Raw genomic sequence first — 14,226 nt, forward strand, 5'->3', positions numbered from 1 at the left:
TTTTTGTATCTTTAGGGGGTAAACAATTGCCAGAATACGCCACCCCACTGACATGCTTGCGCTAAGTACGTCTGGGTATTTTTAACACCTCGCTGCTACATGGTGAACGACGAATATCAGGAACCGTCTGACGACACAACAACAAACACTCATGAAACCGAAGCGGTCCTCCACGACCAAACCGTGGTATCGGGCCTCTACGAAACGTACTTTCTCGATTACGCCTCCTACGTTATTCTGGAGCGGGCTGTCCCAGCCATAGAAGACGGGCTTAAACCCGTCCAGCGACGGATTCTGCACGCCCTGAAAGAAATGGATGATGGCCGCTTTAACAAAGTAGCCAATGTGATCGGGCAAACGATGCAGTATCACCCTCATGGTGATGCTTCCATCAATGAAGCCTTGGTTAATATCGGGCAGAAAGAATTGGTTTTTGACACGCAGGGAAGCTGGGGCGACGTGCGTACCGGCGACGGAGCGGCAGCGGCACGTTACATCGAGGTACGTCTGTCTAAGTTTGGAGCCGACGTTGTCTTCAACAACGACACCACCGAATGGCAGCTTTCGTATGATGGCCGGAAGAAAGAGCCCGTAACGCTCCCCGTCAAATTCCCGCTGCTGCTGGCAATGGGTGTTGATGGTATTGCCGTTGGCCTCTCGACCAAGATTTTACCGCATAATTTCAACGAGCTGATCGAGGCGTCGATTGCGATTTTGAAGGACAAACCCTTTACGCTTTTCCCTGATTTTCAGACGGGCGGCTACATCGATGTCAGCAACTACAATGATGGTCACCGGGGCGGTAAAGTCCGGGTACGTGCCCGCATTGAAGAGATCGATAAAAAGACGCTTGCCATTCGGGATGTGCCCTACGGTGTGACGACCACCTCACTTTGCGACTCGATTGTCAAAGCCGCAGAAGTAGGCAAAATCCGGATTAAGTCGCCCGGCAAAAACATACCGGCGGTAGTCGATAACACCGCGAAGGATGTAGAAATCGTGGTGCACCTGCAGCCTGGTGTTTCGCCCGATGTGACGATCGACGCCCTCTATGCCTTTACCGATTGCGAGGTCAGCATCTCCCCCAACGCCTGCGTTATCATCGGCGACAAGCCGCATTTCGTGAGCGTATCGGAGATATTGAAGTACAATACCCAGCAAACGGTGGCGCTGCTGAAGCAGGAGCTTGACATTCGCCGGAGCGAGTTGATGGAAAAGCAACTTTACGCGTCGCTGGAGAAGATTTTTATTGAAAACCGGATTTACCGGAAGATTGAAGAGTGCGAAACGTTTGAGGCGGTACTCGAAACCATCGACAAAGGGCTGAAGCCGCATAAGAAGCTGTTTTACCGCGAAATCACGCAGGACGACCTCATCCGGTTGACCGAGATCCGCATCAAGCGTATTTCGAAATACGACGGATTCAAGGCCGATGAGCTCATGCGGCGCCTGGAGGCAGAACTGGCCGATGTAGAAGATAACCTGGCTAACCTGACCCGCTACGCCATAAGCTACTTCAAAGACCTGCAAAAGAAGTATGGCAAGGGACGCGAACGCCGCACCGAAATCAGGGCGTTCAACACCATTGCCGCCAATGTTGTGGCAGCGGCCAACCAGAAACTATATGTCGATCGGGAGGGTGGCTTTATCGGGTACGGCCTTAAGAAAGACGAGTTTGTCAGCGACTGCTCCGACATCGACGATGTGATTATTTTCCGGCGCGATGGCAAATGCCTGGTTACCCGAATTCAGGAGAAGACATTCGTGGGCAAAGACGTTATTCATGTGTCGGTGTTCAAGAAAAACGACGAACGGAAGGTCTACAACCTGATTTACCTCGATGGCAAGTCGGGGATTTCGATGGCCAAGCGATTCCCCGTCACCGCCGTTACCCGCGACCGCGAGTATGACCTGACAATGGGCAACCCCAAGTCGAAGATTACCTACTTCACCGCCAATGATAACGGCGAAGCGGAGGTAATCACGGTGAACCTCACGGCTCAAAGTGCAGCGAAACTGAAACAGTTCGATTTTGATTTCGCAACGATTGGCATCAAAAACCGGTCGGCGCAAGGCAATATCCTGACTAAGTACTCGGTTCGGAAGATCGTTCAAAAAACGGCGGGCTCATCTACGCTGGGCGGCACCGATATCTGGTACGACGACCATATGGGGCGCCTTAACCGCGACGAACGGGGCCGTCTGCTCGGCAACTTCGACGCTAAAGACAGCATTCTGGTGGTGTACAAAAACGGCGAGTACGAACTCACCAGTTTCGATCTGACCAACCGGTATGAACCGTCTGACATCCTGGTGCTTCAGAAATTTGACCCCGAAACAGTTATTTCGGCCCTTTACTACGAGGCGGCCCAAAAATTGTACTACGTTAAACGATTCAAAGTGGAGACGACCACGATCGACAAGAAGTTTAGTCTGATCGGGGATATCAAAGGCTCAAAGCTGCTGACTGCAACGGCCGATGCGTTTCCGCGTATTGAAGTTCAGTACCAACTTAAGGATCGCGGACCGCTCGAAAAAACGGTGCTTGAGCCAGCCGAAACGGTAGATATTCGTGGCTGGAAAGCGCTCGGCACCAAATTGCCGTATGTAAAGGTGAAAGAAAGTAAACTACTCGCGCCGAAAGTTGTGGAGTCACTGCCCGATGCGCCGAAAGTGACTGTGGTTGACAAACCGACCATTGAGGAAGAACCGGAAGGTGTTGTTCAACTAGGTTTGTTTTAAGGATGTTCAGGGGTCTAAAGTGTACCGTCAACGGGCACCGAGCTTGAGCAAATCTCAAGCCGCTGTCAGTAAAATAGTAGACTTTACACTTTAGACCTTGAATGACAAACGAATGATAACAGCTCGTCATATCGACCGTGCCGCCGCACGCCGCCGCCTCTCACACCGCCTCTCGATGCGGGCCTGGAAGCGTGCAGCGAAAGTGGGCATCGGTACGGCGTTTACGGGCGTACTCGTGATACTGCTGTGTAACTGGTGGGTCGTTTACAGTACCAAGTCACAGATCTATTTTGACCTGAACAAGCTGCCTGCCAATGATGTCGGCCTTGTACTTGGTACGAGCAAATACGTGAAGAACGGAAACGAGAACCTGTTTTTCCGCTACCGGATGGAGGCGACCGCCCGTCTTTGGAAAGAAGGGAAAGTCAAGTTTTTGATTCTCAGCGGAAATAACGATTCAGAGTTTTATAACGAGCCCGAAGACATGCAAAAAGCATTGCTGAAGCTCGGTGTCCCATCTGACGTGATGATTCCCGATTATGCGGGCTATCGAACGTTCGACTCTATTCTTCGGTGCAAAGAGGTGTTTAAACAGCACCACATTACCATCATTTCGCAGAATTTCCATAACGCCCGCGCCCTATACATCGGCAACTACGAAGGCATCAACGGGGTCGCTTTTGCTGCACAGGACGTACCTGATGGGTACTCGTTGAAAACACTGGTGCGGGAGTACATGGCACGGCCCCTCGCCATGCTCGATGTTCACTTCCTCCGGCCGCAACCCGAAACGGGCAATAAGCGCTTGTAAGCCTCCCTTTTTCTCCTGTTTCGTTTGCGCCTTAATCGGTCGGGTGCTAGGTCAGACTACGAACAGAGGTTCGGGTAACAAAGCGGGGGTCAGCAATTTATCACGACAGAAATTGTACTTTGCGGTGCCGAAAAGCCTACACTTTGTCACTGCTACCTTTGACATAATTTTTTCTTATTAAAGTTCAAAAAATCTCCTCTATGAGCGAAGTAGCCACCCGTTTTTCACCAGGTGTCATTACCGGTGATGGTGTTTCTGAAATTTTCCGCCACGCTAATGAAAATGACTACGCCCTTCCGGCTGTCAATGTGGTTGGTACCAATTCGGTGAACGCCGTGCTGGAAACGGCAAAAGCCGTGAACTCGCCAGTTATCATTCAGTTCTCGAACGGCGGCGGTATTTTCTACGCGGGCAAATCGCTCTCGAACGAAGGTCAACGCGCTGCCATTGCCGGTTCTGTATCAGGTGCCCTGCACATCCATAATATCGCTGAGCTCTACGGTGTTCCGGTGATTCTGCACACCGACCACTGCGCCAAGAAACTTCTCCCCTGGATCGACGGCCTGCTGACGGCTTCAGAAAAACACTTCGACCAAACGGGCAAGCCGCTGTTCTCATCGCACATGCTCGACCTATCGGAAGAGCCAATCGAAGAGAACATCGAGATTTCGTGCAAGTACTTCGAGCGGATGGCCAAAATGGGCATGACGCTGGAAATTGAGCTGGGCGTAACCGGCGGCGAAGAAGATGGCGTTGACAACTCGGATGTAGATGATTCGAAACTGTATACGCAGCCTTCAGAGGTAGCGTATGCCTACGAACACCTGAGCAAGATTTCACCCAACTTCACCATCGCCGCTGCCTTTGGTAACGTACACGGTGTGTACAAGCCAGGCAACGTGAAACTGTCACCGATTATCCTGAAGAACTCGCAGGATTACATCGTTGAGCAGTTCGGTACGGGTCCCCTGCCAGTAAACTTCGTATTCCATGGTGGTTCGGGCTCAACCCGTGCCGAAATCCGGGAGGCGATCCAGTACGGCGCCGTAAAAATGAACATCGACACCGACGTGCAGTGGTCTACTTGGGAAGGTGTATTGAACTACTACAAGTCGAAAGAAGGGTACCTGCAATCACAGTTGGGCAACCCCGAAGGTCCAGATTCGCCAAACAAGAAATACTACGATCCACGGGTGTGGCTGCGTAAAGGCGAAGAGTCGATGATTGCCCGCCTCAAAACGGCTTTCGAAGACTTGAACTGCATCAACCGCCTGGCCTAGGTTACCAGGTACGTACCTGAAAGCCCATCAGTCTTTACCGGCTGATGGGCTTTTTTATGCCATTTACACAAACCCTTTCCAGGCTGCCGGGTTGATAGAATAAACCTATTTAGTCGACCAACGTTATGCAGTATCCTGAATTTGTGCACGCCGCCAAGCAACAATTTGGCGTGACTACCGAAACCGACGTATTAACCATCAGCCGGGCGTTTTTACATACGCTCACTGATCATTTGGCAGGCAATGCCGCCGACAACATGGGAGCCCAGCTTCCCGCTCAACTCCTGGACATCATCCGTGAGATCGGTCCGGAAGACCGCGATCAGGGTCAGCGCTTCAAACTGACCGAGTTTTACGAGCGGGTTGCCGACCGGGCGGGGGTCGATGATGAGACAGGCAAGCGGTACACACACCAGTTTGTTCAGTTACTGAGTCAGATGATCACTGCCGATGAACTCCGAAAAATTGCAGGTACGTTGTCAGATGATTACGCACCACTGTTTGAAACAGCAGGAAGCCTGTAAGTGACGGCAAACACAGAGTCAGAATCACAGACGGCACAGGGACAAAAAACAATATGTCCTCTGTGGCTCTGGCTCTGTGCTTAACCAGAGAGAGTGCTCGCTTACCAATCAAAAGCATTTGTCCAGCATGAGCTGTGGAAATTACTATCTTTCTTCATCCCGTAAAGAAATGATCAATCCACATGAAGCAGTTTATCTTATCTACCGCTATCACGCTGAGCACATTAAGCTGTACTGACTATCAGGTGGCTGACAAGAAAACTGAACTACCAACTATTGATCATCCTGAACAGGTAGAGATCCGGAAGTCGTTTGAAGAAATTCCAATCGACAATTCAGCGTTCTGTCCAACTCCGGCGAGTGGCAATTGCACAAAGTCCTTTCAACTAATGCTGGCCCAACTGATGGTTCTGGACCCGATTCCGGTTCCTCAACCGGGAGTGGGCCAGACTATATCGACCAGCAACGCCATTGATCGCTATCGCGCCTTTCTTACGGATTACGCAGGTGAGCCTATCATAAGCGTATTTAAACAGCTTTATCCCAAGATTTTGCTGACCAAATATGGCATTCTTGACGGGTCGGATTACGCACAGATCACCTACCTCACCCAGCAACTTATCGAGGCCAGGTCATACGATTCAGCAACCCTAGCTGCTGCCCTGAAAAAGCTAAAACACCACCTGCCACCCAACCAGTTTATGGCGATGAAAACTGCCTCGATCGGAGCGGCAGAACGGCGGAAAGTCCTCATTGAGAAAGAGATTACCAGTCTGAGCGATACTACAGCCACTGGTCCATATAGCGACAAGATGTCTGCTCTAGTATTTCCAAAGGAAATCAGAGCCCACTTTCTTGTGAAGATGAAAGATGACTATGCAGCCGTAGTAAACGATCTTGTTGCGTTGAATCGACTTTGATATTTGATACCTGAATTACAGTAAAAATGCCCGACTCATACCTGAGTCGGGCATTTTTACTGTAATTCAGGTACGTCCCTATTTCTTCGGTGTAAGGTACACGAAGGGAATAATCACCTCTTCGAGCGAGACACCACCGTGCTGGAACGTGTCGCGGTAGTAGTTGACGTAGTAATTGTAGTTGTTCGGATACGCGAAGAAGTAATACTCCGTCGTGAATACGTAGGCTGTCGATACGTTTGGCTTGGGCAGGAACAGACGCTCCGGCTTGCGCGCTACGTACAGGTGGTCATCGTCGAAGCCAAGGTTTTTGCCTTGCTTGTAGCGCAGGTTGGTGTTGGTTTCGCGGTAACCCACAATCTTGGCGGGTTTTTGCACGCGAATCATGCCGTGGTCGGTGGTGATAACAAGGCGGCCACCTTTGTCGGCGATCTTCTTGATAAGTTCAAACAGCGGGGAGTGCAGGAACCACGACCGGGTCAGGCTGCGGTAACCGGCTTCATCGGGAGCCAGTTCCTTGATCATCGCCATGTCAGTACGGGCGTGGCTGAGCATATCCACGAAGTTGTAGACAACCACGTTCAACTGATTCTGCATCAGGTTATTCACGTTATCAACCAGTGCTTTCCCCTGCCCTACGTTCAGAATTTTGTTGTACGACGTCTTCACGTTGACCCGCGCTTTATCGAGCTGGCGTTTCAGAAACTCGTCTTCGTGGTTATTAAGTCCGGCTTCTTCGTTGTCGTCGTTCACCCAGATATCGGGGTGCTGCTTTTCCATTTCACTGGGCATCAGTCCCGAGAAAATCGAGTTACGGGCAAAGCTTGTGGTGGTTGGCAGAATCGAGTAGTACGATGACTCTTCCTGTACGGTGAAGAAATCGTTGATAATCGGTTCAATGATCTTCCACTGATCATACCGAAGGTTATCGACCAGTATAAAGAAGAGCGGTGCCGTTGGTGGTCCGGTTTCAGTCGTGTTCAGCAGCGGAAATACTTTTTTACGCATCAACTGGTTCGACAGAACCGGCTTGTCCGCTTTAGGATCGTTGAGCCAGTCTTCGTAATTCTCGATGATGAATTTACAGAAATTCGAATTGGCTTCACTTTTCTGCATGTTCAGCACCTCAATCATGCTGTTATCCTGTGCGCTGTCGAGTTCAAGCTCCCAATAGATGAGCTTCTTATACACATCGGCCCATTCATTGTGATCCATCCGGTCCCCGAATTGCATAGCGAGGTTTCGGAAATCCTGCTGATAGCCAATGTTGGTGCGCTCAGTCACCAGACGCTTGTTGTCGAGGTTCTTCTTCAGCGACAGCAGTAGCTGACTGGGGTTGATCGGTTTGATCAGGTAATCGGCAATCTTCGAGCCGATGGCCTCTTCCATGATGTGCTCTTCTTCACTCTTGGTTACCATAACCACGGGTAAATTGGGACGCATCTGTTTAATCTGTGCCAGCGTTTCGAGACCGGTCATACCAGGCATCATTTCGTCGAGCAGCACAAGGTCATATTGCTCATTTTCGACTTTATCAAGCGCATCGGCACCCGAATTCACTGGTGTGACATCGTAGCCCTTGTTCTTCAGAAAAAGCAAGTGTGGCTTCAGCAGATCGATCTCGTCGTCGGCCCAGAGTATAGTGTAGTTTTGCATAGAGACTTGTAATCTGGAAAGTCGTCGTGAAGAATACCAGGTCTGGATAGTTCGTATACTGAGCTGCTATAACTGTTCAGGCAGCTGACCATCGGCCTCTTCCGACTTTCATGTAATTAACTTCTAACGACCCGGTCTGTTCACTCAGTTCGTATTTATGATAGTTTAACAGTCTGAACGGCCGTAAACAGATCATCAGAAACGCCCCAGTCGAGTAAGTCCTTCAGCGTATGCCCCACTTCTTTGGGGGCACTTAATAGCCGCGCCACCTGCCCAAAAATGACTTCGGGAATGATTCCCCGTTCGCGCACATTCCGAACAGACGTTTGCGCAATTTGCCCGTCTCCCGCCGACTTTGACAGTTTCCGTCCGGTTGAACTGACCAGTAACGGGTGATGCCAAACGCTGGCAGTCAGGAAATCGGTCCAACCCAGGGCGAGGGCTAATTGACGCTGCCGATCAGTCGATTCATACAGGTCTTGCCCGCGAATCAGGTGCGTTACGCCGAAATCATAATCATCTGTCAACGAGGCGATCTGATAGGCCGGCAGTCCCTCGCGCCGACGCACGACAAAATCACCCTCACCGTTCCCCTCAGCCCAAAAACGCCAGGTAACGCCCGGTGCATCAAGCGAAAGCTGCTGCGCGCGGCCTTCGGCCGGGTACACGTCGCCCTGACTTCGCGGGGTTGTAGCGTAAGCTCTTAATTCGCGACGCGACAGCCCACAGGCGTACACGCGGCCAGTAGCCCGTAACTGCTCAAGTGCATCGGCGTACCGGTCGAGCCGGTGCTGCTGCGACCAATTGGCTTCGAAATCGTCGGGGGAACCTGGACCCAAATCATAATCTAACCCTAAGAAATCGATAGTCCTGAAAATATCGTCGACATATTCGGGGCGTTTGCGGGCGTCGTCGAGGTCATCGATCCGTAACAACAGTTTTGCGCCCCGCTGCCGAGCAGCCAGCCACGTCAGCACAAAATTCACGGCATTGCCGAGGTGCAGATAGCCGGAAGGGGTCGGAGCAATTCTGAAAAGCATGGTAACGAGGATCAGGTACCAGATCCGGAAAAGTCAGGGTGGTGTTGTGTAGGAATTCATTCATACACTGAAATCAACGCAACGTACCCAGCACCACAAGAGCTTACGAATCGATCAGTGGAGGTTGAGTGCTGTAACCTGTATCAGGTCTTCCGGCGAGTCGATACCGTAGCTTTCCAGATCGGTTTCAACCACACGGATGCGGTAGCCGTTCTCGATCCAGCGGAGTTGTTCCAGCGCTTCGGCATTCTCGAGCAGCGACGGGGGGAGTTGAGTGATTCGGGCCAGGATATCAGTGCGGTACGCATACAGGCCGATGTGTTTCCAGTAGGTATGGTTCTGAAGCCAACTGGCCACATCGGTTGGTCGACTACGCTGATACGGAATGGGCTGCCGACTGAAATACAGGGCTTCGCGAAGCACCCCATGGGTTTGACTGACCACTACTTTCGGCGAGTTCGGGTTCATCAGCACTGCCGGGTCGGTAATGGCCTTCACTAATGTTGCCAGTTCGGTAGCGCCATCGAGTACGGAGGTTAGCAGATCGATTTGCCGGGGTTGGATAAACGGTTCATCGCCTTGTATGTTCACCACATACGGGTACGTTCCGCCCAGCTTTTCAACTACTTCCTGGCAACGATCAGTACCACTCTGGTGGTGCATCCCGGTCATCACTACTTCGCCTCCAAACGAGCGTACATGATCGTAGATACGGGCGTCGTCGGTAGCCACTACCACAGCCGTCAGTGAAGCCGCCTGCCGGGCCTGCTCGACAACGCGCTGAATCATGCTTTTCCCGTTGATATTGACCAGCGCTTTTGCCGGAAATCGGGTAGAGGCATACCGAGCCGGAATAATACCAAGAATGTCCATAAAGGCGTTTTCTTGCAAATATGAGTGCTTTTCTATTTAGTTTTACGTTAAAGGCCTTCTGCTATTTTTTGCACTCCAGCCTCCTCTGATCCCATGAATCGTTTAGTAACCGCCGCCATACCCGCTATTCTATTGCTCACCCAGGCCACAGTTGCCGCGCCCATATACCCTGCCTCGCTCGTTGATTCTGTGGGTGTTGAACGGCGCGATGGTAAGCGATTTGCCCTGCACCGCGTTGACCAGGGCCAGACGCTTTACGCCGTTGCCCGCCGCTACAATTCGACTGTTGATGCCATCAAATCGGCAAACCCAGACCTCGTCGACAATACACTTCGGTACGACCAGCTTCTTCGCGTGCCTCTATCGGCCCCCGTCGCCGACGCATCACTCTCTCGCCGGGAACAGCGTGAGGCAGAAAAAGCGCTGAAAAAAGAGGAAAAAGAAAAGCAAAAAGCTACGAAAGCGGCGGAAGAAGAAGCCGACAAGGTTGCAACCAAGCAGGAGCAAAAACCGACGGCCCGGCCCGAAAAATCTCTGGAAAAGCCAGCCCGAACCGCTGCTGCGGCCACCAACGGAGTTCACGTAGTTGAGTCAGGACAGACGCTGTACAGTCTAGCCGTTCGCTACAGCGTAACCATGGCCGACCTGCGCCGGTGGAACGAACTGGGAGCCGACGGCATTCAGGTAGGCCAATCATTGATCGTTTCTGAAAAAGCGTATGAGGCAAAGCGTAACACCAATGGCGCAACAACCTCAACAACTGCCAACAAAACTAAACCTAAACCCACCGAGCCTGAGCCCGTTAAGCTGGAAGCGAAGCCTATCATTACGCCCGAGCCAGTAGCAACGCCGGGCACCAAACCAAAACCCAAAGTGGCCGAATCGAAGCCGGCTGATACGCGCGCTGCCGAAAACGACCCAGCACCGGTGACGACAAAAGGCAACGTGAAATCAGAAATTGGTTTTGCTGAATTGATCAACGGCAACGATGCTTCGACCAAGTACCTCGCCCTGCATCGATCAGCCCCGGTTGGTACGCTGGTTCAGGTACGTAACGACATTACCAACCAGAGCCTTTATGTGAAAGTGATCGGCAAACTCCCCGACACAGGCATCAACAACCAGGTGCTGATTCGATTATCCGGACGGGCATTCGAGAAACTTTCACCCAATGGGCAGCGTTTTCGGGCTGAGGTTAGTTATTCAAATTAGCTATAGCCAAAACCAGGTAACAGGCTAATCGTTAGTCAATCAGGGCCTGTTTTAGGCCCGGTTAGTGTAGCCAACTTCCTGATCTACAACAAGTCTGAAATGGAAACAAAAGAAGAACGGGTTGCCCGCCGACACAAAGAACGGGACGCAAAGATGAGAGCTTCAGCAGGTTTTAAAACCTTCAATGTGCTCTTTATACTTTCTTACCCGTTTATTGCCACGTTCACCTTCGTCATCTCGTCGTTATTGGCCGTTATGTCGGGCGTTTCGCGGGCCGGGGCCTGGCTTGCTACTGGCGGTAAGAGCAAATGAGGTCACCCGTTGCATTGTCAGGTACGTTCTCTCCTGAGCAGGTACGTGTGTTTCTGGACCAGAAAGCCAGCCAATACAATCAACCCGCGTTCATCGAGCGCGATCCGATCAGTATTCCTCACCGCTTTACCCGCCCGCAAGACATTGAGATTATGGGCTTCTGGGCGGCCGTACTAGCCTGGGGTCAACGTCCGGTTATTTTGCAAAAAGCGAATGAGTTAGTTACGTTGATGGAAGGGGTTCCACACGACTTTGTCCGGTACCACGAAGATTCAGACCTGCGCCGTTTTCTGAACTTCAAGCACCGCACTTTCAACACGACCGACACACTGTATTTCCTGCATTTTCTGAAGCAGTATTACCTGAAGCACGAGTCACTGGAAGATGCGTTTCTGCCGCCCGCCGGTGCAGACAGCCCGACCGTTGAACCACACCTCCGCATTTTTCACGATCGGTTCTGCGGACAATCGGGCGACCATGAGTTGTTTTTCCCCGAACGTACCCGGAAACACATTGCCACGCCCGCGCGCAACTCGGGCTGCAAGCGCCTCAACATGTTTTTGCGCTGGATGGTCCGACGCGACAATGCCGGCGTTGATTTCGGCATCTGGCAGCGCATCCGGCCTGACCAACTGGTGATTCCTATTGATGTTCATGTTGGTCGGGTAGCCAGTAAGCTGGGCCTGCTGGCACTTAAAAACGACGAGACGCCTAAAACCGACTGGAAAGCGGCCACGGCCCTAACCAATGTGCTTCGCGAATTCGACCCCATCGATCCCGTCCGGTACGACTTTGCGCTCTTTGGGCTGGGCGTTGAAGGAGAAATGTAAGAGTCGGCTTCGGTTTAGTAACCGAAGCCGACTTGTTTATTCCAGCGTGAACCAGATGGGCAGGTTGAACCGAACCCGCACAGGACGACCCGACTGGCGACCCGGTTTCCATTTTGGCATGGCTTTCAGCACCCGCAATGCTTCTTCGTCGGTACCAAAGCCCAGCCCTTTCATCAACTGAAAATCGGCGAGGCTACCATCGGCATTTACGATAAAGCCAACCACTACCCGCCCCGAAATATTGGCGCTGCTGGCCGCTGCCGGATAGCGCAGGGTACGTTGCAGATAGTTGAGGAGCGCAGCTTGCCCACCGGGAAATTCCGGCATTTGTTCGACCGCCAGAAAGGGAGCGTCATCTTTGGCAGGTGGGGTTTCGATCGCCTGTTCAATTGCCGTTGGTCCGGTGGCTGCTTCGGGCGCCAGAATCATTTCAACGTCGCCGGTACCCTCCTGCGTGGTTGGGCCCGATGTGGCGGTTTGCAGTTCCTCGATCGTAGCGACCGAGTTATCTTCAGGAGCATCGGCCACCACGTCGGGCACCAGATTCTTCACTGTTGCCACCACTGGCGCAATTTCCTGTTTAGGCGGCACAATGACTTTTTCTTCTGGAGGCACTTCCAGCTTAACATCTTCCAGCACTAGTTCGCGCATGTATTCCTGCTTGTCGGGCTTCACCCAATTGTAGAGCGCGGGCAGTTGCAGGGCACCTACAAATACCAACGTACCCAGCACCAGCGCCCGGCCCAGGGTGTGGCGATATGCCTGACGCAACGCGAAAGCCCCGTAGGCCTGGTTGCGGTTTGCAAAAAGAATGTCATCGAAGTTAGCCATGTCTACACCGTTTAGTTTGACGTGTAGATGCATATGGCCAAAGAATGCATAAGCTGGTAGTTCAAGTTTCCGGTACGCTGCTCATTCTCCATTTGGTTGATGAGCAGCGCACCGGAAACTTGAAACATGACACGTTACTTAAGGAACATACGATTCCAGTACCGTCATGCTGCCGTTGGGAACAAGCGTAACGGAGGTAACGGAGGCAGGAATGAGTGCGCACTCACCCATTTTAAGGCTGACCGAGTAGCCGCCCGTCGCCTGAATGGTCAATGACCCATCAACACAGACTAGGATAACGAACGAATCGAGATGCGTGTAATCGTGCAGCACTTCCTGATCGAAACGGAGCACGTTGGTCACGAAGTAGTCGCTTGTTACGGCATTCACGCTTTCATTCAGCTTTTTGTCGTACAGCGTCTTGTAGTCAGCGTGATACGTGTAGTCAATGGCATCAACGGCCTGCTCGGTGTGCAGTTCACGGGTGTTGCCTTTATCGTCTTTCCGATCGAAATCGTAAATGCGGTACGTCACGTCGGACGTCTGCTGAATCTCGGCCAGTAGCAGGCCCTTGCCGATGTAGTGCACCCGACCAGCCGGCAGGAAGAACACATCACCGGGTTGTGCTTCTTCAATATTCAGGATATCGGTAATCGTGTTATCAGCAACCGCCTGAACGTATTCTTCTTTTGTCACTTCCCGGTTGAAACCTGAGTTTAGTTTAGCGCCGGGATCGGCCTGCATGATGTACCACATTTCGGTTTTGCCGAAGCTATTATGCCGGGCGCGCGCCAGTGCATCATTCGGGTGAACCTGAATACTCAGGTCGTCATTGGCATCGATGAACTTCACCAGCAGCGGAAACTCGTTGCCATAGCGCTCATATACGTGTTTGCCCACCAGTTCGGGACCGAATTTCTCCAGAATAGCCTGTAGATTTTCACCAACCAGCGCGCCTTCTTTAACTACCGATATATTACCCGGAACACCTGATATTTCCCAGGTTTCGCCGCAGTTTGGTAATGGCCCGTCGGGACCAGCCGGAAAGTCTTTTCCGAGAATAGATTTTATCTTATGACCACCCCAGATTTTATCTTTGAAGAGCGGCGTGAATGTAAGCGGGTACAGCATAAAAAAAGATAGTTGTAGTAAGCATCGTTTATCCTAACAACCGGCAAGTTAAGGGTGATGTTGC

Annotated in this window: 13 protein-coding genes; 8 read left to right on the top strand and 5 right to left on the bottom strand. The window is 51.8% G+C overall.

Annotated features, from left to right (window positions below):
- The first annotated feature begins 99 nt into the window (after window positions 1-99).
- The 5 genes from F7231_RS11895 to F7231_RS11915 all read left to right on the top strand — a co-directional run bounded on the left by F7231_RS11895 (window position 100) and on the right by F7231_RS11915 (window position 6,277).
- Entirely contained in the window at window positions 100-2,742 is a 2,643-nt protein-coding gene (locus F7231_RS11895; protein ID WP_166692052.1) for a DNA gyrase/topoisomerase IV subunit A, read from the top strand.
- Between the two features lie 175 nt (window positions 2,743-2,917).
- Entirely contained in the window at window positions 2,918-3,553 is a 636-nt protein-coding gene (locus F7231_RS11900; protein WP_085415189.1) for a SanA/YdcF family protein, read from the top strand.
- Window positions 3,554-3,753: 200 nt separating this feature from the next.
- Entirely contained in the window at window positions 3,754-4,833 is a 1,080-nt protein-coding gene (gene fbaA / locus F7231_RS11905) for a class II fructose-bisphosphate aldolase (protein ID WP_085413763.1), read from the top strand.
- A gap of 125 nt (window positions 4,834-4,958) precedes the next feature.
- A complete protein-coding gene (locus F7231_RS11910) occupies window positions 4,959-5,357 on the top strand; it encodes a DUF2267 domain-containing protein (protein WP_085413762.1) in 399 nt (132 codons plus the stop codon).
- A 182-nt stretch (window positions 5,358-5,539) separates the two neighbouring features.
- On the top strand, window positions 5,540-6,277 hold the full coding sequence (locus F7231_RS11915) for a hypothetical protein (protein ID WP_166692053.1): 738 nt from the start codon (window positions 5,540-5,542) through the stop codon (window positions 6,275-6,277).
- A 78-nt stretch (window positions 6,278-6,355) separates the two neighbouring features.
- On the opposite strand, the gene porX is transcribed toward F7231_RS11915, so the two are convergent.
- The 3 genes from porX to kdsB form a co-directional block, all read right to left on the bottom strand.
- Window positions 6,356-7,933: a T9SS response regulator signal transducer PorX gene (gene porX, locus F7231_RS11920; RefSeq protein ID WP_085413759.1), complete on the bottom strand. Its 1,578-nt coding sequence runs from the start codon at window positions 7,931-7,933 to the stop codon at window positions 6,356-6,358.
- A 155-nt stretch (window positions 7,934-8,088) separates the two neighbouring features.
- Entirely contained in the window at window positions 8,089-8,973 is an 885-nt protein-coding gene (locus F7231_RS11925; protein WP_166692054.1) for a glutamate--tRNA ligase family protein, read from the bottom strand.
- 114 nt (window positions 8,974-9,087) lie between these two features.
- Complete coding sequence (gene kdsB / locus F7231_RS11930) at window positions 9,088-9,846, bottom strand: 3-deoxy-manno-octulosonate cytidylyltransferase (RefSeq protein ID WP_166692055.1); 759 nt, start codon at window positions 9,844-9,846, stop codon at window positions 9,088-9,090.
- A gap of 93 nt (window positions 9,847-9,939) precedes the next feature.
- On the opposite strand from kdsB, the gene F7231_RS11935 reads away from it, so the two are divergent.
- The 3 genes from F7231_RS11935 (at window position 9,940) to F7231_RS11945 (ending at window position 12,200) form a co-directional block, all read left to right on the top strand.
- The gene (locus tag F7231_RS11935; RefSeq protein WP_166692056.1) at window positions 9,940-11,058 is read left to right on the top strand and encodes a LysM peptidoglycan-binding domain-containing protein; all 1,119 of its coding nucleotides are present in this window, start codon (window positions 9,940-9,942) and stop codon (window positions 11,056-11,058) included.
- Window positions 11,059-11,157: 99 nt separating this feature from the next.
- Window positions 11,158-11,370, top strand: coding sequence for a hypothetical protein (locus tag F7231_RS11940; RefSeq protein ID WP_085413754.1), 213 nt, complete (start codon window positions 11,158-11,160; stop codon window positions 11,368-11,370).
- Window positions 11,367-12,200 carry a TIGR02757 family protein gene (locus tag F7231_RS11945; protein WP_166692057.1) on the top strand — a complete coding sequence of 278 codons (834 nt, stop codon included), beginning with the start codon at window positions 11,367-11,369 and terminating at the stop codon, window positions 12,198-12,200. The genes F7231_RS11940 and F7231_RS11945 overlap by 4 nt, the downstream gene beginning before the upstream one ends.
- A gap of 36 nt (window positions 12,201-12,236) precedes the next feature.
- Here the strand turns inward: F7231_RS11945 and F7231_RS11950 are convergent, their stop codons facing one another.
- Together F7231_RS11950 and F7231_RS11955 are read right to left on the bottom strand one after the other, a co-directional pair.
- Window positions 12,237-13,064: an energy transducer TonB gene (locus F7231_RS11950; protein ID WP_229369855.1), complete on the bottom strand. Its 828-nt coding sequence runs from the start codon at window positions 13,062-13,064 to the stop codon at window positions 12,237-12,239.
- Window positions 13,065-13,169: 105 nt separating this feature from the next.
- On the bottom strand, window positions 13,170-14,162 hold the full coding sequence (locus F7231_RS11955) for a type I phosphomannose isomerase catalytic subunit (protein WP_166692058.1): 993 nt from the start codon (window positions 14,160-14,162) through the stop codon (window positions 13,170-13,172).
- Window positions 14,163-14,226: the final 64 nt, after the last annotated feature.

It is taken from the genome of Fibrivirga algicola (genome assembly GCF_011742925.1).
Lineage (GTDB): Bacteria > Bacteroidota > Bacteroidia > Cytophagales > Spirosomataceae > Fibrella > Fibrella algicola.

Excerpts from the sequence above, each read along its gene's own strand:
- F7231_RS11895 (WP_166692052.1), top strand. The coding sequence starts at position 100 with ATGGTGAACGACGAATATCAGGAACCGTCTGACGACACAACAACAAAC.
- F7231_RS11935 (WP_166692056.1), top strand. The coding sequence starts at position 9,940 with ATGAATCGTTTAGTAACCGCCGCCATACCCGCTATTCTATTGCTCACC.
- F7231_RS11900 (WP_085415189.1), top strand. The coding sequence starts at position 2,918 with ATGCGGGCCTGGAAGCGTGCAGCGAAAGTGGGCATCGGTACGGCGTTT.
- fbaA (WP_085413763.1), top strand. The coding sequence starts at position 3,754 with ATGAGCGAAGTAGCCACCCGTTTTTCACCAGGTGTCATTACCGGTGAT.
- F7231_RS11955 (WP_166692058.1), bottom strand. The coding sequence starts at position 14,162 with ATGCTGTACCCGCTTACATTCACGCCGCTCTTCAAAGATAAAATCTGG.
- F7231_RS11910 (WP_085413762.1), top strand. The coding sequence starts at position 4,959 with ATGCAGTATCCTGAATTTGTGCACGCCGCCAAGCAACAATTTGGCGTG.
- F7231_RS11945 (WP_166692057.1), top strand. The coding sequence starts at position 11,367 with ATGAGGTCACCCGTTGCATTGTCAGGTACGTTCTCTCCTGAGCAGGTA.
- kdsB (WP_166692055.1), bottom strand. The coding sequence starts at position 9,846 with ATGGACATTCTTGGTATTATTCCGGCTCGGTATGCCTCTACCCGATTT.
- F7231_RS11915 (WP_166692053.1), top strand. The coding sequence starts at position 5,540 with ATGAAGCAGTTTATCTTATCTACCGCTATCACGCTGAGCACATTAAGC.
- F7231_RS11950 (WP_229369855.1), bottom strand. The coding sequence starts at position 13,064 with ATGCATCTACACGTCAAACTAAACGGTGTAGACATGGCTAACTTCGAT.
- F7231_RS11940 (WP_085413754.1), top strand. The coding sequence starts at position 11,158 with ATGGAAACAAAAGAAGAACGGGTTGCCCGCCGACACAAAGAACGGGAC.
- porX (WP_085413759.1), bottom strand. The coding sequence starts at position 7,933 with ATGCAAAACTACACTATACTCTGGGCCGACGACGAGATCGATCTGCTG.
- F7231_RS11925 (WP_166692054.1), bottom strand. The coding sequence starts at position 8,973 with ATGCTTTTCAGAATTGCTCCGACCCCTTCCGGCTATCTGCACCTCGGC.